At 52.8% G+C, this 24841-nt stretch carries 16 protein-coding genes; 13 read left to right on the top strand and 3 right to left on the bottom strand.

Features of this window, described 5'->3' with window-relative positions:
* Positions 1 to 18 precede the first annotated feature (18 nt).
* From AC1EK1_RS03970 to metG, 3 genes are all read right to left on the bottom strand, one after another.
* A complete protein-coding gene (locus AC1EK1_RS03970) occupies positions 19 to 615 on the bottom strand; it encodes a DUF4827 family protein (protein WP_480305872.1) in 597 nt (198 codons plus the stop codon).
* Positions 616 to 788: 173 nt separating this feature from the next.
* Positions 789 to 1868: a tRNA 2-thiouridine(34) synthase MnmA gene (gene mnmA / locus AC1EK1_RS03965; protein WP_480305870.1), complete on the bottom strand. Its 1080-nt coding sequence runs from the start codon at positions 1866 to 1868 to the stop codon at positions 789 to 791.
* A complete protein-coding gene (metG, locus tag AC1EK1_RS03960; protein WP_480305868.1) occupies positions 1868 to 3910 on the bottom strand; it encodes a methionine--tRNA ligase in 2043 nt (680 codons plus the stop codon). Before metG ends, mnmA begins: the two co-directional genes overlap by 1 nt.
* A gap of 591 nt (positions 3911 to 4501) precedes the next feature.
* Between metG and AC1EK1_RS03955 the strand changes: the two genes are divergently transcribed.
* The 13 genes from AC1EK1_RS03955 to AC1EK1_RS03895 all read left to right on the top strand — a co-directional run bounded on the left by AC1EK1_RS03955 (position 4502) and on the right by AC1EK1_RS03895 (position 24828).
* Positions 4502 to 6604 carry a TonB-dependent receptor gene (locus tag AC1EK1_RS03955; protein WP_480305866.1) on the top strand — a complete coding sequence of 701 codons (2103 nt, stop codon included), beginning with the start codon at positions 4502 to 4504 and terminating at the stop codon, positions 6602 to 6604.
* Positions 6605 to 6637: 33 nt separating this feature from the next.
* Entirely contained in the window at positions 6638 to 7819 is a 1182-nt protein-coding gene (locus AC1EK1_RS03950; protein ID WP_480305864.1) for a YncE family protein, read from the top strand.
* A 15-nt stretch (positions 7820 to 7834) separates the two neighbouring features.
* Entirely contained in the window at positions 7835 to 9577 is a 1743-nt protein-coding gene (locus AC1EK1_RS03945; protein ID WP_480305862.1) for a PKD-like domain-containing protein, read from the top strand.
* 12 nt (positions 9578 to 9589) lie between these two features.
* Entirely contained in the window at positions 9590 to 11602 is a 2013-nt protein-coding gene (locus AC1EK1_RS03940; protein ID WP_480305860.1) for a hypothetical protein, read from the top strand.
* Positions 11603 to 11611: 9 nt separating this feature from the next.
* Positions 11612 to 13657 carry a hypothetical protein gene (locus AC1EK1_RS03935; RefSeq protein ID WP_480305858.1) on the top strand — a complete coding sequence of 682 codons (2046 nt, stop codon included), beginning with the start codon at positions 11612 to 11614 and terminating at the stop codon, positions 13655 to 13657.
* Positions 13658 to 14173: 516 nt separating this feature from the next.
* The gene (locus tag AC1EK1_RS03930) at positions 14174 to 14989 is read left to right on the top strand and encodes a polysaccharide biosynthesis/export family protein (RefSeq protein WP_480305857.1); all 816 of its coding nucleotides are present in this window, start codon (positions 14174 to 14176) and stop codon (positions 14987 to 14989) included.
* A gap of 3 nt (positions 14990 to 14992) precedes the next feature.
* A complete protein-coding gene (locus AC1EK1_RS03925) occupies positions 14993 to 17410 on the top strand; it encodes a polysaccharide biosynthesis tyrosine autokinase (RefSeq protein ID WP_480305855.1) in 2418 nt (805 codons plus the stop codon).
* Between the two features lie 49 nt (positions 17411 to 17459).
* Positions 17460 to 18128: a tyrosine-protein phosphatase gene (locus AC1EK1_RS03920; protein ID WP_480305854.1), complete on the top strand. Its 669-nt coding sequence runs from the start codon at positions 17460 to 17462 to the stop codon at positions 18126 to 18128.
* An 85-nt stretch (positions 18129 to 18213) separates the two neighbouring features.
* Positions 18214 to 20205, top strand: coding sequence for a polysaccharide biosynthesis protein (locus AC1EK1_RS03915; RefSeq protein ID WP_480305852.1), 1992 nt, complete (start codon positions 18214 to 18216; stop codon positions 20203 to 20205).
* Positions 20198 to 21175, top strand: a complete 978-nt coding sequence (locus AC1EK1_RS03910) for an SDR family oxidoreductase (RefSeq protein WP_480305850.1) — start codon at positions 20198 to 20200, stop codon at positions 21173 to 21175. The genes AC1EK1_RS03915 and AC1EK1_RS03910 overlap by 8 nt, the downstream gene beginning before the upstream one ends.
* A gap of 22 nt (positions 21176 to 21197) precedes the next feature.
* Complete coding sequence (locus tag AC1EK1_RS03905) at positions 21198 to 22481, top strand: nucleotide sugar dehydrogenase (RefSeq protein ID WP_480305848.1); 1284 nt, start codon at positions 21198 to 21200, stop codon at positions 22479 to 22481.
* A gap of 101 nt (positions 22482 to 22582) precedes the next feature.
* Positions 22583 to 23749, top strand: coding sequence for a hypothetical protein (locus AC1EK1_RS03900; protein ID WP_480305846.1), 1167 nt, complete (start codon positions 22583 to 22585; stop codon positions 23747 to 23749).
* Positions 23750 to 23796: 47 nt separating this feature from the next.
* The gene (locus tag AC1EK1_RS03895) at positions 23797 to 24828 is read left to right on the top strand and encodes an ATP-grasp domain-containing protein (RefSeq protein ID WP_480305845.1); all 1032 of its coding nucleotides are present in this window, start codon (positions 23797 to 23799) and stop codon (positions 24826 to 24828) included.
* Positions 24829 to 24841: the final 13 nt, after the last annotated feature.

Raw genomic sequence — 24841 nt, 5'->3', positions numbered from 1 at the left:
CCTATTTATTGTGCTATGTTATTTGTATTCAAAATGTACCATCTCAAAGAAAAGGGGGATGCCTTCGCGCGAGAGGACCGCCGGGCCAAAACGAAACGAGGAGATGATCTGTAGCTTGGCTCCATCCCCGACATGCTTGGCGGCTTCCAACAGTGCCAAACAGAGTAGACTCTCGTTACCTTTTTCGTTTGGGTCTGCTTTGGGAGAGAGGATAGGCACTTCACTCTTGGGGTCGTAGACGAATGGGAGTGGGAAGGTACCACCGCTCTTCGGTCCATACAGCTGGACTGAGGCCATGCTTCTTGGGCTGATGCTACGGAAGCTGAACCGAGAGGAGACAATCGTCACGCCGGCCTTTGGCGCACCTTTTCCCTTTTCGATAACCCTGATGTACAGTCCATCATTGATCTTCACAAAGACCTTCTCCGGTGTCTCTACCTCTGGCGGAAAGTTTTGGATCACACGGATGCCATTTTTGTCCATGAAGGTACTGATCTCCTTTTTTTCACGAGAGATCATCTCCACGTATGAGATCCGGTCTTTGCGACAGCCGGTGGTAAATAGCATGACCCCTGCAAATAGGGCGGTCAAGATAGTCGTGGGGAGCGTTTTCATTCGTTGCTGGTTGGTATATGTATCGTATCTACTGAGTGCGCCTCTCTTGGCGTACCAAACAAATATACGAAAAAGAACATTACCCCTATCCAATCCACACTCATATGTCCTGCGAGGCTCCGAGAGGTGCGACATTGTACCCCAAAAGAAAAGGCACCCGAAGGTGCCCTACCCTAGCGTCTCTCGCCTCCCTCGATCACTCCGCTACCGTAGCAGAGTCGGTGGTCAGCATCGTAAAGGGTGCAAAACTGGCCCGGGGCGACGCCTTGGATCAGTGCTTGCGACAGCAGTCGGTAGCCACCATCTGCTTTTTGCTCCAAAACCCCTTGGGTGAAATCCGGTGTGTGACGTACCTTGAAGGTCACCGAGAGTGTGGCTTCGGTCATGGGGTTGCCACTGATGAAGTTCAGATCATCCAAGTGTACGACATCACCGTATTGCTCGATAGGTGTGTAGCCTTGGCTCACGAAAAGTGTATTGGTGGGGACATCCTTTTTGACCACAAACCAGGGGCCACCACTTAGCCCCAAGCCCTTTCGTTGCCCAATGGTATGAAACCAATAGCCATCGTGTTCGCCCACCTTTTTGCCGGTCTCGAGCTGTACGATAGGTCCCTTTTGGGTTCCCACATACTTGCGCAAAAAGTCGGTATAGTTTACCTTCCCCAAAAAGCAGATACCCTGACTGTCCTTTCGGTGTGCGGTCAGGAGTCCATTGGCCTCAGCGATGGCACGCACCTCCTCTTTCATGAGAGCGCCGATGGGGAAGAGGGCTTTTTGGAGCTGTGGATAGGTGATTTGGGCCAAAAAGTCGGTCTGGTCTTTCAGCGGATCCCGTGCAGTGGCGAGGTAGTGAGTTGACCCAAGTCGCACTTTGTCGGCATAGTGACCGGTAGCGATGTAGTCGTAGTCCTTGCCCCAGTAGTCGTTGAAAAAGCCAAACTTGATGACCCTGTTGCACAGCATATCCGGGTGTGGTGTCCGCCCTGCCCGCACCGTATCTATCATGTACTGCACGACATACTCCCAGTACTCGGTATGCAGGCTCACCAGCTCGAGGCGCAGCCCATACTTCCGAGCCAACCAGCGGACGAGGACCTCGTCATCCTCCGAGGGGCAGTCACCAAAGCCCTCCTCCTGGGCCCCGATCCGGATGTAGTAGAGATCCGGACGGATCCCCTGCTCCACGAGCAGATGGAGGGCGACCGAGCTATCCACTCCTCCCGAGAGGAGCAGTGCCACACTACCGGTCATTAGGATACCTTGCTACCGGGTGCGACCTCCTTGCTTGGCGTGATCACCGAGAGGGTACCATCCGGCTCCTGCACACTCAGGATCATTCCTTCGCTCTCCACACCCATCAGCTTACGAGGTGGAAAGTTGGCGACAAAGCAGACTTGCCGGCCCACCAGTTCTTCGGGCTTGTAGTACTTGGCCAGTCCGGAGACGATGGTTCGTCCTCCCAGTCCGTCATCGATCCTAAATTGTAGGAGTTTGTCTGCCTTGGCCACTTTTTCGCACGACAAGACCTTGCCCACCCGTATATCGAGCTTCTCAAAGGTACCAAAGTCCACGGCCTCTCCTATCGGCTCTGCGTGTCGGCTCTCCGCCTCGTTTTGTGCCTTGGTGGCTTGGAGTTTGTTGAGTTGCTTGGCGATCTCGGCATCCTCTATTTTTTGGAAGAGCAGCTCCGGCTTTTCCAGTCGGTGTCCTGTCTCGAGTAGGGTATGTGAGCCGATCTCCTGCCAGGTGGCCTCTCGGTCGTAGGCGAGCATCTTGCGTAGCTTTTTCATGGAGAAGGGCAAAAATGGCTCCATCAGGAGGCTGAGATTGGCCGCAATCTGCAGTGCGACATTGAGTATGGTGGCGACACGATCGGGATCGGTCTTGATCACCTTCCAAGGCTCGGTGTCGGCCAGATACTTATTACCCAGCCGAGCGAGTGTCATGGCTTCGCGCTGAGCATCGCGGATATGAAAGTCCTCCAGCAGTGTGGCGACCCGCTCCTTGATCAGGTCGATCTCCGCTAGCACACTCCGATCCTCAGGGGTCACAGTCTCTGCTGCCGGCACTTTCCCATCAAAGTACTTGTGGGTCAGCACCATGGCACGGTTCACAAAGTTGCCCAGCACAGCCACCAGTTCGTTATTGTTGCGTGCCTGAAAGTCAGCCCACGTGAAGTCATTGTCCTTGGTCTCCGGTGCGTTGGCTGTGAGGACATAGCGGAGGACATCCTGCTTGTCGGGAAAGTCCTTGAGGTACTCATGGAGCCAGACAGCCCAGTTGCGCGAGGTGGAGATCTTGTTTCCCTCCAGGTTCAGAAACTCATTGGACGGCACATTGTCCGGTAGGATATAGCTTCCCTCTGCCTTGAGCATGGTGGGGAAGACGATGCAGTGAAAGACAATGTTGTCCTTGCCTATGAAGTGGATCAGCCTCGTTGATGGATCCTTCCACCAAGTCTCCCAGCTATCGGGCAGTAGCTCCTTGGTATTGGATATGTAGCCGATCGGTGCATCAAACCACACATACAGCACCTTGCCCTCCGCACCCTCCACCGGCACGGGGATTCCCCAGTCCAAGTCTCGAGAGACGGCACGAGGTTGCAGGCCCATATCGAGCCAGCTCTTGCACTGTCCGTAGACATTGGTGCGCCACTCCTTGTGTCCGTCGAGGATCCACTCCTTTAGCCACTTCTCATATTTATTTAGGGGGAGATACCAGTGCTTGGTCTTGCGTAGGACCGGCTTGGATCCACTGATGGCCGAGTGGGGGTTGATCAGCTCTGTGGGGCTGAGGGAGGTCCCGCACTTCTCGCACTGGTCACCATACGCTCCCTCGCTGCCACAGTGAGGGCATGTACCTGTGATGTAGCGGTCGGCCAAAAAGGTGTGAGCCACCTCATCGTAGTACTGCTCACTCTCCAGCTCCTCAAACACCCCCTTGTCGTAGAGGGTCCGGAAAAAAGCACTCGCCACCTCGGTATGGGTGTCGCTCGAGGTACGAGAGTAGATGTCGAAAGAGATCCCAAACTCCTCAAACGACTTTTTGATCAGCGCATGGTACCGATCCACTATATCTTGTGGGGTCACCCCCTCTTTTTTGGCCCGGAGTGTGATTGGCACACCGTGCTCATCGGAGCCACAGATGTAGAGGCATGGGCGGTCGTTGAGCCTCAAGTACCGTACATAGATATCCGCCGGCACATACACGCCGGCCAAGTGTCCGATATGCACAGGGCCATTGGCGTAGGGGAGTGCCGCCGTGACGAGCGTTCGCTTATAGTCTTTGTTCATGGGGTTGTCTGTCTATATGTTCGTTGCAAATTTACCTAGATTAGCCACTATATCCAAAGGCTCCCCACCGATTTTCTTCCCCACCGACCAGCCAAAAGGATCGGCAACACCGGCACCCTTTTCCCAATCGGACATCCCTCCAAAAGGGAAACAAAATGGGGCCAAAAAGGCGATTTTTGGAAACAAAAAAGGTCCTCCGGGGGGGGGTACTGATAATCAACTACTTGCAGGGGGCCTCGAGTTTCACGGATAGAAGCAAATGTTTTCACGGATAGAAGCGAAACTTTTCACGGATAGAAGCGAAACTTTTCACGGATAGAAGCAATTGCTCAGACGGATAGAAAAACCGGGCACCCCCACAAAAAGGGCACCGGACTCATTCGCAAAAAAAGACTCTTCACCGGTGGTCGTTTGGAGACAAAACACTATATTTGCATGACCCACCGGGGGCAATTGTATCACCGAGGCTCGGGGTAGAGCGGGTGCGTACCTGCCCAGCGATCGTCATCCGGAGACAAACAAAAAAGCAAAAAGCCGACCGAACAAAGCGGTACGACCATACGGGGCGACAGACGCCCCCAAAAGCAATGTATGGACCAATGTAGCATGCACACCATAGCCAAACGCACTGCGTGGCAAAAAGGGCAGACCAAGCCGGTGGTGCCCCAAGCATTCACCTCCTCGGGGTGGGCTGCACGGCTGACGTTGCTCCTGCTCATCGTGATCATCGGCCGGGCACCCGCCTATGGTCAGCTCTTGGGCGACACCATCTCGCACGCCCTACCCGAAGTCGTAGTGACCGCCTCTCTCCCCGAAGTAATCCCCGGTCAAAAACTCAGTGGCAAACGACTTCGGAGCATGAGCACCTTTTCGGTAGCCGATGCGATCCGCTACTTCTCGGGGGTCCAGATCAAGGACTATGGGGGGATCGGTGGAATCAAGACGATCAATGTCCGCAGTCTCGGCACCAACCACATGGGGATCTTCTACAACGGTGTACAGCTGGGCAATGCCCAAAATGGGCAGGTCGACCTAGGGCGCTTCTCCTTGGACAATGTCGAGCAGATCACCCTGTACAATGGGCAAAAGAGTGACCTCTTTCAGTGCGCCAAGGACTTTGGCTCCGCAGGCTCGGTCTACATCACCACACGGTACCCAAACTTCGGGACAGGCGAGCGGCATCACCTCCGTGCCGGACTCAAGGGAGGCTCATTTGGGCTGGTGGCCCCCTCCGTGACTTGGGAGCAAAAGTTGCCTCTGGGGTTTTCATTGTCGGCGAGCACGGAGTTCATCTCCTCCAATGGTCGCTACCCTTTTCGGTACAAGCGTATCTTCCAGGACGGTACCATAGCCTACGACACCACCGCAGTACGCGAGAATGGAGACCTCACCGCACTGAGGGCCGAGCTGGGACTCTACCGCACACTCCACGAGGGGGCATGGGACCTACAGGGCTACTACTATCGATCCAAGCGCGGACTGCCGGGACCGATCGTGAAGAACGTATTTGAGCATGGACAAAGGCTGCAGGACGAGAGCTTTTTCGTGCAGACCAAGTACAACCAACGCCTGACCGACCACTACAGGATCAAGATCAACGCAAAATACGCCAACGACTACACACGCTATATAGACAACGAGTGGACCAGCCCCATATATGTGGACAACAAATACCTACAGCACGAGCTATATACCTCGATGGCCAACATGGTGGAGCTGTGGGATTGGCTAAAAATCAATCTCGCCCTCGACTACCAGCTCAATCTGATGCAGTCCAACCTTGCCAACTTTTCGCAACCCACACGGCACACGCTCCTTGCCGCACTGGCACTGGAAGCCAAGTGGAAGTGGCTGACCCTGCAGGTCAGTGGACTGGAGACCATGGTGCGAGACGAGGTCAAGCGCAACGCACAAGCCCCGCCAAAAAACATCTTTAGCCCGGCAGTGGTACTCTCCGCAAAGCCATTTGAGGAGCAGGACTTTTTCATCGAGGCGTTCTACAAAGATATCTTTAGGATGCCGACCTTCAACGACCTATACTACACCCTTATCGGCAACGCAAGCCTACGTCCGGAGTATGCGACCCAGTACAACCTAGGGCTGAGGTACACCATCGCTCCGAGCTCACGATGGCTGAGACTGGCGGAGCTAAAGGTGGACGCCTACTACAACAAGGTGACCGACAAGATCGTGGCAGTACCGGCCGGAAATATGTTTCGCTGGATGATGCTGAACCTGGGACAAGTGGACATCAAGGGGCTGGAGCTAACCGCAAACACCCTGACCCAACCCATCGACGACCTCTCCATCACCGGACGAATAGCCTACACCTACCAGGCGGCAAAGGATGTCACAAACAAACAGGACAAAAACTACAAGCACCAGATCGTCTACATCCCCAAGCACAGCGGATCCGTGGTCCTATCCGCCGACTACAAGAGCTGGGGAATGAACTACAGCTTTGTCTACACCGGCGAACGCTTCAACGCCAAGTACAACGACGACAACAGCCGCATGCTCCCGTGGTACACCCATGACCTCAGCTTCCGGAAAGTTTTGGGCATCGGACACACCCACCACAAGCTGCGCCTGTCGCTCGATGTCAATAACCTCCTGGACCAACACTACGACGTGGTACTCAACTACCCTATGCCCGGTCGCAACTACAAACTGACACTGCTATTTGAGCTGTAAAAACACCGCCCCACAAAAAACGGGATCACCGCCATGAGCAACTACCGATACCATCTGTACCCCCTACTCCTCACCCTACTTCTCCTCCTATCCGGCTGTCGTGGCGAGTACGAGGTCCTCTACTCCAAGCCCCACAGTACCGACCTCGGAGCGATGGAACTGGAGGGAGCAAAAGGGAAGCTGGTGGGCTTTTACCTCCTGAATGAGGGAAATATGGGGAGCAACCGATGCACGCTGGACTACTTCGACTTCACCAAAGGAATCTACCACCGCAATATCTACGCCGAAGCCAACCCCTCAGTGGTGAAAGAGCTGGGCGATGTGGGCAACGATATAGGGATCTACGGGAGCAAGCTCTACGCCGTCGTCAATGTCTCCAACTACATAGAGGTGATGGATGCCACCAACGCCAAGCACATAGGCAAGATCATGATCCCCAATGTCCGGTACGTCACCTTTCACAACGGTAGGCTCTATGCATCCGCCTACGTGGCACCGGTAAAGCCGGACCAAAATGCCCGTGTGGGCGCAGTGTACGAGGTCGACACCACGACACTGCAAGTCCTCAGAAGCTGCAACGTCGGCTACCAGCCCGAAGAACTGGCCGTAACCAACGGCAAACTCTATGTCGCCAACTCCGGAGGCTACATGGCACCCAACTACGACCGTACAGTGTCCGTGGTGGATCTGGAGACTTTCGGGGAGATCAAGCGGATAGATGTGGCCATCAACCTCCATCGCCTGCGACCCACGTCATCGGGCGAGCTACTGGTCACCTCCCGTGGCGACTACTACAATGTGGCCCCAAGCATCTACTTCATCGACCCACAGCGCGATATCGTGACCAAGCAGATGGACCTCCCAATAAGCAACCTGGATATTGTGGGCGACCGAGCCTACTTTTATGCCATGACCTGGAGCTACAAGACGCAGACCAATAGCGTCGCCACCTACGGCATCCTGGACACGAGGACAAAAGAAGTCACCACCCGAAAACTCATCCGAGACGGCACCCAAGAAGATATCCGCACCCCATACGGACTGAAAGTCAACCCCCTCAATGGCGACTTTTACCTGACGGACGCCATAGACTACGTCACCCCGGGTACCCTACTCTGCTACGACAAAAACGGGATGCTGAGGTGGAAAGTGGACACCGGAGACATCCCGGCACACCTAGTATTTAGATACGATAAAAAAACGATGACAAAATAAAACAAACAGCAATCCATGAAACAGAAAAAACTACTCCTAGGACTACTGCTCCTACTCCTCCTGCCGGCTCTCGAATCCTGCCGACAGATAGATCCCACACTGCCACCCGAAGTAACCTTTGACGCGGCAGAATACACGGTCAAGACCGACCGCCTGCTCAGAATCACTCCCACGATCAAAAACGACAAGGAATTTGCCGCCTACTCCTGGATCAGCGATGGGAAAGTGATCGGACGAGAAAAAGAACTCGCCTTCTCAGCAAAAAGCACCGGTACATACTACGTGACCTTTCAGGTAACCACAGCCGACGGAAGCGCACGCCGGGAAGTAAAGATCAACGTCGTAGACCTAGACCTCCCGATCATCTCCATCAATGGAGGCAATGACCTGATCATCGAGACCGGCGAACACCTAAAACTCGTACCCAAGATCAAAAACCAAGAAGGACTGGCAGTGCAGTGGCTGGATGGCGACAAAGTGGTGTCCAAAGATCTGGAGTACAGCTACAGCAAGGACAAGGAGGGTGTCTACTTCCTGACCCTGGAGGCAACAAATGCTGACGGGGTGGACCGATACGACCTCCGAATCACAGTCGTCAAGTCCATACCACTCGACCTCTCCTTTTCCTACCAAACTCAGCCGGCAACAGTGGGGCGGCCGATGAGAGTCATCCCCTACCTGCCCTCAAAGCGCAACGTGACATTCAAGTGGTTTGTGAACGGTGTAGAGGACAAGACACAGACCAAAGACTACTACCCGATGACCGCCACATCAACCGGGCAAACCGAGTTGAAAGTAATCGCCACCAAGTCAACAAACAGCTCCACAGAAGACAACGACGGCACACGAGCTGCGACAGAAGGTGAGCACGTAGCAGAAGCAACGATCATCATCCAAGGGGTCGAGGCAAACAAGTACCTACGCCCAACGACTGCGACAAGCAGTGCTTATGCCAGCCAAGTCTTTGAGTTTTTGGCCGCACCCGGACAATTCACCAACGCCGGATACACCGCCAACACCATGGCGGATGCCTGCAACTATGCCAAGTCAAGACTCGACAGAGGAGACTACGTATCACTAGGTGGATTTGGCGGCTACCTCGTAGTGGGATTCGACCACAGTATCAAAAACAACACGAGAGGCAAGGGATACGACTTTGCCGTCGAGGGCAACGCCTTTGCCGGTAGCTCTGAGCCCGGTATCGTATGGGTCATGCAGGACGAAAACGGTAACGGCATCCCCGACGACAACTGGTACGAGCTCAAGGGCAGCGAGTATGGCAAACCCGGCACCATCCAAGACTATGAGGTGACCTACTACCGCCCAAGCACAAAGCAATCTGACGTCAAGTGGACCGACAACAGAGGCAACCAAGGAACGGTCGACTGGAACAGCTTTCACACCCAAGAGTACTACCCTCTGTGGGTAAGGCCCGACAGCTACACACTACGCGGAACACGGCTGAACTTTGTCCCAATCAACAACGGAGGCATGTGGAAAAACCCGGAATTTGAGTGGGGATATGCCGACAACTTTAGTCCGATCGATATGCTAACCGAGGCCGACAGCCCTTATGCCGACAGAGGGGTCAACCACTTTAGGCTCGAGGATGCCATCGACTACACAGGCAAGCCGGTACAGCTCGACTACATCGACTTCGTGAAAATACAAACCGGTGCCAACGCCAAAGCCGGATGGCTGGGCGAAAACTCCACCGAGGTACTCCGAGTAATAGACATACAGATCCCCAAAAACTGATCACCGACCGCCATGAACAAACTAGCTCTAAATATACTCCTACTCTTTTCACTCATCCTCGTCTCCTGCGACGGACCCACGCCAAGCGGAGACAGTCGTCTCTTGGACTTTTCGCTCAAGACGAAAGACGGGGCGACCTACGTAGGCACCATCACACACGGTGAGGTAGTCCGACTGCAGATCCCCCTATCCGTTGATCTCACCGACGCCACCCCAAGCTATCGCCTCAGCCAAAATGCCAAGATCATACCCCTGCCGGAGCAGACCAAAGACTGGACAGTAGACCAAGTCTTTGCCGTCAAGAGCAGCGGTACGGCCAAACGCTCCTACATCGTGCATGTCGAAAGGACCTCAGCAGAATCGGTGCCACAAGGCTCGATCTACCTATACACGGACGAGGATCTAGCCCAATTCATCAAGAGTGGAGCCACCGATATTGCCGGCAACCTAGTCATCGGTGCGCCAACAGGGACAGACTCCATAGGCGACCTCTCCGCACTCACTCGACTACAGCATGTGGCCTACGACATCATCGTCAACCCCACCTACAAGGGCAAAGACCTACAGGGCCTACGCAATATCGAGAGTGCCGGAGCCATACACATCAAGGCATGCCCCCACTTGGAGAAAGTCAGGCTCAATTCGCTCAAGACGGTCTACCGGGACCTAGTCATCGAGGCGCCCAAGGTCAACCTAGTCAGCATCCCCGGGCTGGTCTGCCTGTCCGGCAAGCTCGACCTCTCAAAAACCGCCGTCAGCTCGCTGGCCTTTCCCAAGCTAGAGTGTCTCGGCGGACTGACCCACACAGGCAGTGAAAACCTCGGAGTCATCAGTATGGCAAACCTGGGCCTCATCACCGGCGACCTCAGTCTGTCCAACCTCAAAAACCTACACCGAGTGGATCTCCCCAAGCTCCGCGAAATCTCCGGCAAGCTAACCGTCAACTCCACCGCCAGCCTCACCTCCCTCAGCCTGCCTCACCTCGAGCGACTCAGAGCACTTGAGGTGAAGAATGTCTCGCTGAAAGACCTGGCACTGCCACAAGTCCGGACCATGGAGACACTCAACATCATCAACGGCCCAGAGCTGGCACACCTCAACCTCAGCCAACTGACTGAGGTGCAAAAAGACCTAGAGCTCACGTCACTCGGAGTGCGCTCCCTAGAGCAAGTCGCCACGAAAAAGCTAGGAGGCAAGCTCACACTCGCAAAACTCACCTCGCTCGAGAGTATCAAAGCATTCCTGGCTCAGCTGGAGGGTGTCAAGACAATAGAGCTCAACCAGTTTCAAGGCCAAGAGGCACTCGACTTTAGTCGCGCACAGTCTCTCGAGAAGTTCGTATTCTCCACCTGCCCCAAGATCACTTCACTGACCTTCCCGGCCGAGCTGCAAGAGGTAAAGATTTCATCCGATGTCAACCTAGATCAGCCGACACTGCCCAAGATCCTAGGGCTCAAAAAAGTAAAGGGCACCCTCGAGCTCACTGGACTCTGCCCCAAAGACAAGACACCCACCTACGGTATCGAATCCCTCGAGGAGGTGGGTTTTCTGAGACTTGAGACCGCCAACATCACCTGCCTCTCCTTCCCGCACCTCCGACGCATCACCGACGAGGGGCTGGACTTCAACTACATCAACTCCCTCTACGCCAACGGCAGCAAAAGAGCCGACCTCCTACCACCGGCCACGCTGGACTTCCCGGAGCTTGTCGAGACCACATCCCTGGGGTTCAACTCCCACATCATCGAGACACTTCGCATGCCCAAGCTCAAAAAGGTAGGGGAGATAAAATTTGCCTGCTATTACCCCGTCAATAAAAACAGCCAGCTCAAGGACCTATCAAGCCTCTCAGCACTCGAGGAGGTCAACAGTGTCTCTATCACCAACCTCACCGCCCTGGCCGACTACTCTTTCCTCAAAAGAGCAGTCCAAAACGGTTCGCTCACCTCATTCGACACCGACAACAACCTCTACAACCCCACTCTATCGGACCTGAAAGCCGGTCACTTTAGCCCCAACAACTAAGCCAAAACCATGATTACAAAAAAACTATACACCTACACCACCCTGCTCCTCGCACTCCAGGCACTTCTTGTCGCCTGCACACCAAGCGAGACACCTCAGAGTGGAGACAACTACATTGTTGACTTTGCACTCACCCTAGACGATGGACGAGCATTCCCGGCCGAGATTACAGGCGACCGAGTCGTCGTACCTATGCCACGCAACCTCATCCACCAGAGTGCCACAGCCGACTACACACTCAGCCCCTACGCCACCATCACCCCCGACCCCAAATCAATCACCGACTGGAGCAAAGAGACGGAGTACGTATTTGCCGTCCGCACCTGTGGCCAAGAGCCCCGCAAGTACCACATCACCCTACGCCCCATCGACGTGACAGCCTCACAGCACAGCACCTCACCCGACGAGGCGGCCTACACCGCACAGCTCCTCACCGACCAAGATGTCGCTCGGCTGGGACAGACCGGGATCAACCGACTGATCGGAGACCTCGTCATTGGAGCCGAGAGTGGAGAGACGACAGTCACCGACCTCACACCGCTACAGGAGCTCAAGGAGGTCCGCTTTCGCCTCGTCATCAACCCCACCTACACCGGAGACCTCAGCGAGCTAAAGAACCTGGAGAGGATTGGAGAGCTGGTCATCAACGGCACCCCGCCCAACATCAAGGCCCTCACACTCCCCAAGCTACAAGCCCTGACGATCGGACTGAGTGTCAGCGAAAAAAACAAAAGCCTCGAGTCCATCGACCTACCTCAGGTCACCGAGATCGGAAAGCTGTACAGCAAAAGCCGCACACTCCGCACCCTCTCAGCCCCCAAGGTGAAAACCATCGGGAGTGCCGACCTCGAGAGCGATGCACTCGAGACCATCTCCCTCGACGACCTCACGGTCATCAGAGGCGACTTTGCCGTCCGAGGTCGCAGCCGGTCACCACTGACCTCCCTCACGATCAACCAACTGCAGGCCTGCGAGGGCAGCCTAAAGATCATCGACCTGCCCAAGCTCGGCACGCTAGCCCTCTCCAAGCTCACCACTGCAGGAGAGATTGAGCTAAACAGCACACAACTCCTCAAGGATATAGACCTAAAAAGCCTGGCAAGTACCAAAGGAAATGTCAACCTCAGCTTCTCTCGCTACCAGGACACCAACCAACAGCTCACCCGACTGGAGCTCCCCGCACTCAAGAGCATCGGCAAAGGCCTCAAAATCAAAGGAGGAGACAACCTCACACACATCATCCTCTCCTCCCTCACCACAGCAGGAGATGTAAGCCTCGAGGGGCTACCCCGACTCGCCGAGATCGCATGGTCCGACCACGCCACACTGAGCAAGCTCACATTTGACGAAGTCAGCCTCAGCGGCACACAAGACCTCTCAGCTCTGGACTGCCCCAGCATCACCCTGGAAAAATCCTGGAAAAACCTCGACAAGCTCATCCTACCCACGACCGTCAAGCAACTCATCTTCTCCGAAAACTACTCCAACGGCCAACAAGGTGACATCCCGGAGATCAGCGGACCGGCTGAGATCGAGACCCTCATACTCGAGCGCATCCAGACCGAACGGCTGGCCGTCCCCGGCACCTTCAAAGCCGTCACCAAAAAACTCACCCTCGGGGGCGACAACATCCGCACCATTGTAGCCGACAACCTAGAGACAATCGGAGAACTCTCCATCACCAACAACGTCGATGCCCTACAGACGATCACGATGCCCAAGCTAAAAAAGGCAGAAACAATCAACATCGAGGCCCTCGCCCTCTCCGCCACCGACTTTCCGGCACTGGAGACAGTCGGCCAACTCAGTCTCTACGGGAGCTGGAGAAGCAACAACGTACTGACCAACCTCAACGGATTCCGGAACCTCAGCTCACTCCGAACCATACAGATCCGCGACTTCAAAAAGCTGACCGACTACTCCGGACTAAAGCGAGCCGTAGAGCAAGGAGGCATTCCGAAAAAAGCCTGGACCTCCCGAACCGTCTCCGGCAACAGCTACAACCCCACACTCGATGACCTCAAGGCAGGTCGATACACACTCGCCACACGGTAGTACCACGGCTCACCAAGCCACACCCCAAAGCGAGAGAGGGGAAAGAGACGAATCCATCGCCTCTTTCCCCTCTCCCTTTATCCGAGGTCCGTCACCACATTGATTCTTCATCTCCCCCAAGAGAAAGAAAAGCAAAGCCACCAAAAAGTCAACCCACAGGCCGGAAAACTCAAAATCACTATGTGATTTATTCAAATCACTGTGTGGTTTATTCAAATCACTAAGTGATTTCTAGAAATCACACAGTGATTTTATCTTTTTCATAGGACAAGCGTATCTTTTTCTCCGACCCTGCCGAGTTTTTCTCCCAGAAAAAAGACTTTCCCTCCGCCCGACAAAGCAAAAGACACTATTCGCACCCAAAAAACCTTCCGCCTTTTTCGGACAACCTCCCGAAAACCTCAAAAAAGACCGGGGAGAGGTGGAGTTTTTGAGGAGGGGAAGAAAAAATGCTACCTTTGTGCGATCAATGAATTGAAGATCCGATACATCCTCCACAAATACAAAACACTCCCAATGAGCCTAGGACTAAAACATCGAGTACTGACAGTGGTGACAATGGTGTTGGCCATGGTCATTAGCACCTCCTGCAACACCTCTCGGCGTATTGTTTATGTACAAGATCTGAAAGACGGCACCGACCTGGTGGCCAAGCTCCCACACACCATCAAGGTCAAGCCGGGAGACAAAATCTCCATCATCGTCAAGAGCAAAGATGCCAAGCTCTCCGAGCTCTTCAACCTCTCTGCCACCAACTACCGAGTGGGCTACGGAGAGGGGTATTCGTCCGGAGCACAGGGTGTTTCGGTCTACTCGATCACAGACGAGGGGACCATCGACTTCCCGGTACTCGGCAGCATCAGTGTGGCCGGCAAGAGTCGTGAGGAGATCGCCACGCTGATCAAGACCAGACTGACCTCGGCCAACCTGGTCAACGACCCGGTGGTGACAGTGGAGTTTCACAACCTCAGCTTTTCCGTCCTCGGAGAGGTCAACAAGCCCGGGCAGTACTACATCGACCGTGATCGGATCAGTATCTTGGACGCACTCAGCAGAGCCGGCGACCTGACCATCTACGGACAACGCAAGGGGGTACTCGTTTTGCGCCAAGAGGGCGACCGGATGACCTCCCACAGGGTGGATCTGACCTCAGCAGAGGACCTCTATGCCTCTCCGGTCTTTTTCCTCCGACAAAACGACATCGTCTACATACTCCCCAACGACAACCGAGCTCGACAGTCCACAGTCAACGGCAACACCTTTCTCACCGGATCCTTCTGGATGTCCGTCGCCTCACTTCTCACCACGATCGTGGTCCTAATCAGGAAGTAAACAATGGAAGAAAACAGACACTACACAGGCCCTGCCATACCCGCTGAGACTCCAGACGACGAGTCGATCGACCTAAGGTCCTACCTAGAGCTATTCATCAGTCGGTGGCCCCTCCTTTTGGCCTCCGTGGTCGTGGCACTCGCCGTGGCACAGCTCTACCTCCTCTGCACCCCCAAGGAGTATGTCCGCACAGCGACGCTGCTGATCAAGGAGGACTCCAAGTCCCAGACCATCAGCGGAGATGTCTCCAACCTCTTTTCCGGCATGGGGATGAGCCTCGGACAATCCAATGTCCACAACGAAGTCAAGACCCTCTGCACGCCATCACATATATATGAGGTCGTCAAGCGACTCCGCCTGGATGTCGACTACCGAGTGCCGAGCACCTTTTATGACCCCATCATCTATGGCAACGAGCTACCGGTACACCTCCTCTTTCACGACCTACAGCCGGAGGAGAATGCCAAGCTCACGCTGAACATACGAGATGACCACACGGTCGTCCTATCACGCTTTGAGAGTAGCCTGCGCGGCCGCCTCCCCAAGGAGGAGCTGGTCGCCAACCTCAACGACACCATCCGGACCCCACTGGGAAGAATCACCATCAGTGGCACCAACACTCTACCGGACTTTCTCAAGCACGGAGATCGGACCATCTACATCACCCGCACCAACCTCTACTCCACGGCAGACCACGTCCTCCAAAACCTCACCACCGCACTCAGTGACCAAAAGGCAACACTCATCGACATCAGGTACCAAGACGAGTGCACCGAGAGAGCCGTCGACGTGATCAACACCCTCATAGAGGTCTACAAGGAAGCCTGGCTCAAAGACAAAAATGAGGCCATCATAGCCACCTCCGACTTCATCACCGCACGACTGGCCACGCTGGAGAAAGAGCTGGGCGGGGTGGACGAAAGAATATCCGGCTTCAAGAGCAAGCACCGCATGCCCAATATAGAGCAGGCCTCCACACTCTACCTCCAGCAGGCCAAAGAGACCGACAACCGACTACTCATGCTCAGTACCCAAAAGAGCATGGCGGAGTACATACGCGCCCACCTCACGGAGGCAGTCGGAGACAACCGACTCATACCGGCCAATACCGGCATCGAAAGCAAGGGGATCGAGTCACAGATAGAAGAGTACAACAAGATACAGCTCCAGCGCAACTCTCTCGTAGCCAACTCCGGTGAGCAAAATCCACTCGTCGAAGACTGCGACAAGACTCTGGCCCAGCTCCGCAAAGCCATCCTCACCTCCGTGGACAACCTGCTGGTCAACCTGTCGACCGAGATCAGTAGCCTGCAAAACGAGCGACAACAGACCAACAGCCGCCTAGCCTCCAGCCCGGACCAAGCCATGCACCTCCAGGCCATTGGCCGCGAGCAGGCTGTCAAGGAGGCTCTCTACATCTACCTCCTCCAAAAACGCGAGGAAAACGAGCTCTCCAGAGCCTTCACCGCCTACAACATCCGCATAATATCCCCCCCCGCAGGTGGACTAAAACCGGTGGCACCCAAAAACGCAGTGACACTGCTCGCTGCACTCCTACTGGGCCTCATACTACCCATGTCGTTACTCATACTCAAGGAGATGGCCAATAACACGGTACGAGGCCGAAAAGACCTGGAAGGGTTCACTCTGCCCTTCCTCGGCGAGATTCCCAGTCTGGAGAAGAAAAAGAAAAGAGGCTTCTTTTGGAAGAAAAAGCCGGAGCGAAACGACAAAGTACTCATCGTACAAGCCGGCAAGCGAGACGCCGTCAACGAAGCATTCAGAGTGGTACGCACCAACCTCCAGTTTGTCTCCAATACCGGCCAGGATACCAACGTGATCCTATTCACCTCCTACAACGTCAACAGTGGCAAGACCTTCATCGCCATGAACCTTGCGACCAGCTTTGCCCTCAAGGGCGAGCGCGTCCTCCTAATCGACGGAGACCTCCGCAAGGGGAGCCTCTCCGAGTACATATCGGCTCCTCGCCCTGGCTGGAGTGACTACCTGGGGGGCAAGGTAGACGACCTAGAGTCAATCATCTACCCCACCGGGATCTACGAGGGGCTGGATATGATCCCCGCCGGGACACCACCCCCAAACCCCGCAGAGCTCCTCACGGGTGACCGTCTGCCACAGACCATCGACAGCTTGAGGGGCAAGTACGACTACATCTTTGTCGACTGCCCGCCCGTCGAGATGATCGCAGACACACAGATCATCGCACGCCATGTGGACCGCACCATCTTCGTCGTACGCGCCGGACTACTGGAGAGAAGTATGCTGGGCGAGCTCCAAAAGCTCTACGACCGCAAAGCCCTCAAAAACCTCGCCGTCCTGCTCAACGACACCGAGTATGCAACCGGATCCTATGGCAAACGCTACGGATATGGCTATGGATATGGCTATGGTAATGACTAAAGACAGCCTGTGCACCAATACAAGGCAAGCAAAAAGATAGCACGACAATATGTGGCCTTTTCGTAAGCGACAAACCCTGGAGGAAAGGGGGACCTTCCGTGACTACACCGACTGGCACTGCCACTTATTGCCGGGCGTGGACGATGGTGTGCGCACCCTCTCCGAGAGCCTAAAGATACTGGCCGAATACGAGAGACTGGGGATACGGTGCGTATGGCTCACTCCGCACATCATGGAGGACATCCCCAACACCACCTACCACCTGCGTGAGCGATTTGAGCTACTCCAAACCGCCTACACCGGGCCCATCGAGCTCCACTTGGCGGCAGAGAACATGCTAGACTCCCTCTTTGAGGAACGACTACAAAAGGACGACCTCCTACCCATAGGACCGGACGGCAACCATCTGCTCGTGGAGACCTCCTATGTACGCCCACCAATGGAGCTACACCGACTCTTGCACCGCATCATGTCGGCCGGATACTTCCCCATACTCGCACATCCCGAGCGGTATGTCTACATGGACATGAACGACTACCGAGAGCTCAAGGAGATGGGGATCAAGCTACAGAGAAACCTCTTTTCCGAACTGGGAATCTATGGATCTTTGGCAAGAAAGAAAAGCAAACAGATCGCCAAAGCCAACCTCTACGACTTGTCGGGCACCGACCTGCACAACTACCGCACGCTACAGTACGTCCTCGAAAAACGTATCTAGGCCAAAAGTACCACAGCCCTTTTTTCAGAGGGGAGAGACCACAAAGGGTACAAACGGATGATGAAAAAGCGATAAAGCCCAAACCATGAAAACGAAAGAAAGGCTATACAACATCTACAAAAAAGGCTACCTCAACAGTCGCCTGGTACTCATCGCAGACCTCGCACTGGCAGTGCTTACCGGACTATGCTCCATGCTCCTCAGTGGCTACTTTCTTTCGGCTGGGCCATTTGAGACCGCCAGCCTTACCACCGCCATCACACTATCGGTGGTCACACTCATCAGCACGCTGATATTCAGCCTAGCCTGCCACACCCACCGCCAGCTATTTCGCTTCTCATCCCTCCGCATTACCCGCGGAATCGGGTGCGTGACACTGATCAACCCACTGATCATCACCTTGGTCACCTGCCTGATACTCCATCTACTCAGGCAACCTCTGACAGCCAAGCCAACACTCCTCTTCCTGATCCTCTTTACGGCACTATTCTTCACCGCCTATGTCCTTGCGCGGTTGTTCATGATCATGACCACCAGGTGGATCAAGAGCTTTAGCCCCAAGGCGGTCCGCCAAAAGACACGCATCCTCATCTTCAACGTCCGAGACATCAGCGTCTCAGCTGCCAAACAGCTCGAGGACAGCCCCTACTTTCACGTAGTGGGATTTTGTACCCGCTCCGAGGGTCAGGGAGAGTACCGCATCGACGGTCGCCGAATCTACCACATCTCAGACACCGAAGACCTCGCAAAACTCACCCAGGAAAAGGGGATACAGGGGATCATATTCCCGACCAAGCAAGACTTTCTCCGAGAGCGTGAAGACTTCATCTACTCCTGTGAATCACTTGGGCTACACACCTACCTCATGCCCGGAGTACGAGAGAGCGATGCCGGCACCATAGCCGCTGAAAGCGTCCAGCGCATCAAGATCGAAGACCTCCTGATGCGCAACGAGATCCACCACGACAGCAGCGAAATAGCACGCATGTACGACGACAAGGTCGTACTGGTCACCGGAGCCGCCGGCAGTATTGGCTCCGAGCTGGTCAAGCAGATCGCCACACTCCCGATCCGGCGACTCATCCTCCTCGACAACGCCGAGACTCCACTACACAACATCCGACTACACTTGGAGAAAAACCACCCGGAGCTATCATTCGTACCCTTTATCGGCGACGTACGATCCAAGGAGCGACTGCGCTATGCTTTTGAGAAATTTCACCCCGACATCGTCCTCCACGCCGCCGCATACAAGCATGTGCCACTCATGGAGGAAAACCCGTGTGAGAGCATTCTCGTCAATATCATAGGCACCCAACACCTGGCAGACCTCTGCCTGGAGTTTGGTGTGGAAAAGATGGTCATGGTCTCCACCGACAAAGCGGTCAACCCCACCAACGTCATGGGTGCTTGCAAACGCGCCGCCGAGATGTACGTACAAAGCCTCGGCAAAGAACTCAAGGAGGGCACACGACACGGCAAGACCATCTTTGTCACCACACGATTTGGCAACGTCCTTGGTAGCCAAGGCAGCGTCATCCACCTATTTAGGGAGCAGATCGCCGAAGGTGGCCCCATCACCGTCACCCACCCGGACATCGTCCGATACTTCATGAGCATACCCGAGGCCTGTAGCCTCATACTCGAGGCCGGAGCAATCGCCACCGAAGCACAGATCTATGTCTTCGACATGGGCACAGAGCACAAAATAGTGGACCTGGCAAACGACATGATCCGACTCGCCGGACTCGTACCGGGCAAGGACATCAAGATCAAGTTCACCGGACTGCGCCCAGGCGAAAAACTCTACGAGGAGGTCCTCTCAACCAAAGAAAACACTCTCCCCACCTCGATCGACAAAGTAATGATCGCCCGCATACGCCCCATCGACCACGACCGGATCCTGCCACTCTACGGCAAGATTGAGAGCCAAGCCCTCGCCAACCAACCCGATGAGGCCGTACGCACCCTCAAGACACTGGTCCCGGAGTACAAAAGCGCCAACAGCCGCTTCGAAGCCCTCGACCACGATCAAACCCCCAACCCAACAAAAACAACCACCCCAAAACATGAATAGCAAGATCCTAATCACCGGTGGAGCCGGCTTTATTGGCTCAAATCTTACCGAGCACTTCCTTGAACAAGGGTACCACGTGCGTGTACTTGACAACTTTGCGACAGGCCACATGCACAACCTCCTTCCATTCTTTGAGAAATACCCAGACCACTTTGAGCTAAGAGTGGGCGACATCAGAGATTTAGCAACCTGCCTAGCAGCGTGTGAAGGAGTAGATTATGTACTGCATGAGGCTGCACTAGGGTCGGTACCTCGATCTATCAAGGATCCCATTACGACCAATGCCGTAAACATAGGAGGATTCCTCAACATGCTGGTATCGGCTCGTGACACTGGGGTGAAGCGATTTGTGTATGCCGCTAGCTCTTCTACATATGGCGATTCTACAACGTTGCCTAAAGTAGAAGAAAAAATCGGCCGTCCACTAAGTCCTTACGCTGTCACAAAATATGTCAACGAGCTCTACGCAGATGTTTTTGCACGCACCTATGGCATGGAGTGTATCGGGCTAAGGTACTTCAATGTCTTTGGACGCAGACAAGATCCAAATGGAGCATACGCTGCTGTCATCCCCCTTTTCGTAAAAAAACTTATAGCTCACGAAGCACCTAATATCAATGGAGATGGAGAGTATAGTAGAGACTTTACCTACATCGACAACGTGATACAGATGAACGAACGTGCAATGCTCAGCACCAATCCAGAAGCGGTGAATCAGGTATACAACACCGCATACGGAGAACGCACAACACTCAACCAGCTGGTAGATGCTTTGCGGGTCAACCTCTCAAATTTTGACCCACAAATAGCGAAAATACAACCTACACATGGCCCCAATAGAGTAGGTGATATACCCCACTCCTTGGCATGTATTGACAAGGCTAAGAATCTCCTAGGATACGCTCCAAAATACTCTATGGAACGAGGACTTGCGGAAGCTTGTGAATGGTACTGGAATAATTTGCGATAATATATTACGCTCTGGATAAATCATGGACACGAAGACTCTAAAAGAAACAAAAATATGCGTGATTGGCCTAGGCTATGTAGGACTTCCCCTGGCCCGATTGTTTTCAACTAAATTCCCGACAATTGGTTTTGATCTCAATGCAGCTAGAGTAAATGAGCTAATGTCCGGACACGACTCTACACTTGAAGTTGAAGACGCTCTCCTACAAGAAGCCATCACCAAGTATGGGCTGAAATGTACGACCAACCTAAACGAAATCCGAGACTGCAATTTTTACATTGTGGCAGTACCTACCCCGGTTGATGAAAATCACAATCCTGACCTTACGCCTTTGGTCAGTGCCAGTACCACTGTCGGGAAAGTAATTTCCGTCGGCGACCTAGTGGTCTATGAGAGCACCGTCTATCCAGGTGTCACAGAAGATGAGTGCCTTCCGATTGTTGAAAAAACCTCTGGGCTAAAATTCAACAAAGACTTCTTCGCTGGCTATAGCCCTGAGCGGATCAACCCCGGTGACAAACAGCATACCGTAGAGCACATCAAAAAAGTCACCTCTGGCTCCACCCCTGAGATAGGCGAGTATATCAATGCCGTTTACAGCTCAGTCATCACCGCTGGAACTCATTTGGCCCCCTCCATCAAGGTGGCAGAAGCTGCCAAAGTGATTGAAAACTCACAGCGCGACATCAATATTGCCTTTGTAAATGAACTGGCAAAAATTTTCAACCGCATGGGGATAGATACCCAAGATGTACTTGAAGCTGCAGGTACAAAGTGGAATTTCCTCCCATTTCGTCCCGGACTAGTAGGGGGGCACTGTATCGGAGTAGACCCTTATTATCTTGCTCAATGTGCCATGAGGTACGGGTACAATCCTGAGATCATCCTAGCCGGTAGGCGCATGAATGACGGAATGGGAGAGTATGTGGCCGATCAAGTAGTCAAGCTGATGCTTAAGAAAGGTATTCAAGTACTCAACTCCAAAGTACTCATTCTCGGTTTCACTTTCAAAGAGAACTGCCCCGACGTCCGCAACACCAAGGTAATTGATATAGTGAAGACTCTCCAGGATTACAACGTAAATGTAACCATCCATGACCCATGGGCAAACCCAGCCATCGCACAGCGTGAGTATGGGGTAGAAGTGCGCAACCAGCCCCCCTCTGAAAAATACGATGCTGTGATTCTTGCTGTTGCACACCGAGACTTCGCTGAGCTTTCAGTTCGCAATCTTACCACCTACAATGGGGTGATCTATGATGTAAAGGGAGCCTTGGAAGCAAACATAAGCGATGCCAGACTGTAAGAGTCATCCAAAGAGCTGTCAGGCACTTTTGGTTCTATGATTCTCGTATATGCCTTCAAAAAAATACTATAACCAGCTACCTAGACTCAAGATCTTATAACATGTCTCCACAAACAAAGACATTTCCTCCAGTTGTTATCGTAGGCCCCAGCCACGTGAACGCCTTAGGTGTGGTTAGAAGTCTGGGAGAGCTGGGAGTAAAACCATTCTTTCTACAATTAGGCCGGCTAACAAACTTTGTGCGGTGTAGCAAGTATCTGAGTGGATCGGATACCATCCCAACGGTGGAGTCTATAATACCCTACCTCACTAGCTTGGGAAAACAAATATGCTGCAAAACTCTTCTCATCACGACATCCGATATTGTAACAGATATTGTAAGCCAAGCATTTGAGGAACTCTCTCATTATTTTTATCTTCCACACTCCGCTGACGGCGAAAGGCTGGGACTTAAGATGGACAAGATTTGGCAACAGAACCTTGCAAACAAGTGCGGACTTCACACGCCTCAAACTTGGGTTGTGGACGACATCAACGACTGCGCCATTGACCAGATCACCTTTCCATGCTTCATCAAGTCCAGAAACTCTATAGAAGGTGGAAAATCAAACACCCATATTTGTCACAATAAGGCAGACCTAGAACAAGCTATCTCCAAAGTTTCTGACAAGATCGTCATACAAGAGCAGATCAGTCGGTCAACTGAGGTTGATCTATTGGGCTTTGTAGATAACGAGGGGAACATATGCATGCCCACAGGGTATTACTACCTCAGCCTCAAGGAGAATGCATATGGAAATAAAGCGATGCACGACTGTGCTACAAACATTGAACAAAGTTTTGGACTAACCCATAACACTATCTTGAATTTTATTCAGGCCACAGGGTATAGGTGTGGATTCTTTAGCATTGAGTTTTTAATTGATCGAAACCATAGACCTTTTTTTACCGAGATTAATCTAAGAAACGATGCACATACCTATGGGGCGACTAAGTATGGTGCAAACATTCACTACGGGCTCTATGCAAACATTTTCAAGATTAGCTATGACAACCACTTGTATAACAAGAAACCCAAGACAATGATAGCTGATCAACTTGATTTTTTTGACAACGTGTGGAAGGGAGAAATATCATTGTATGAGTGGATTAAAGAAGTTCAAAAGTATGACACTTGCCTTTTAATGAACCGTAAAGACCCCTATCCTGCATTTCGCTATATGTGGGATATCATCGCAAAGCGACTTTTTATTCATAGCAGAAAATAATCGTTTCGTCTAGCACTCACATACACAGAAGCCAAACAAGCGACAATATGAAAATAGCAATCTTACAACCTCGATACACCACCTTCTCTCCATATTGGATGAAGTACTGCGATGAACACGGATATAAATACGATACATTCACCCCATATGACTCCGACATTATTGCTAAAATTCTAGATTACGACATAATACTCTTTGATCATCATCAAGCAGATTATAGAGATGTTCTCTTTGCCAAGCAACTACTATTCTCACTTGAACAGGCTGGAAAGATCGTTTTCCCAAACTTTAGAACAGGCTGGCATTTTGATGATAAGCTAGGACAGAAGTACCTCTTTGAGGCTTTGGGAGTTCAAGCGGCTAAGTCTTGGGCATTCTATGATAAGAAGAGTGCCTATGAGTGGATTGAGACGACAGACTTCCCCAAGGTGTTTAAGTTAAGAGGAGGAGCTGGGTCAGCTAATGTGATGCTGGCTCATAATGCTAGAGAGGCAAAGAGCTTTGTCAAGAGAGCTTTCGGTAGAGGTTTTGCTCAGTTTAGAGGTCGTGACTATGTACGAGATCGATATAAGGCTTATAAAGCAAAGAAGATAACACTCAAGGCTTTAATTCGATCCTGCGGAAGACTGATTATTCCGACCGAGTATGCAAGGATGCATGCCCCTGAAAAAGGCTATGCCTACTTTCAAGAGTTCATCCCCAATGACGGGTTTGATCTAAGAGTGATTGTAATAGGAAATAAAGCCTTTGCCATACAAAGGAAAATAAGAAAAGGAGACTTTAGAGCCTCTGGAAGTGGATTGATTTCTTACAATAAGGAGTTGTTTAGTAGGGAACTTATTAAAACCGCTTTCTCTATAAACGAACAAGTTAGGTCTCAAAGTTTAGTGCTTGACTTTGTCCAACACAAACAAACAGGACAACTTTATGTCGTAGAGGTCTCTTATGGCTACTCTGCCACAGGATATGCTCCTTGCTCAGGCTATTGGACAAAAGATCTTGAGTGGCATGAAGGATCTGTAGATAGTTTAAGCTGGATCTTAGAGGAAGTAGTTGCGGAGTTTAGTACAACAAGGTAATCCAAATAGCAAT

Source organism: Porphyromonas sp. C0026D3 (assembly GCF_056590775.1).
This window is presented reverse-complemented; position numbering and strand designations above follow the sequence as displayed.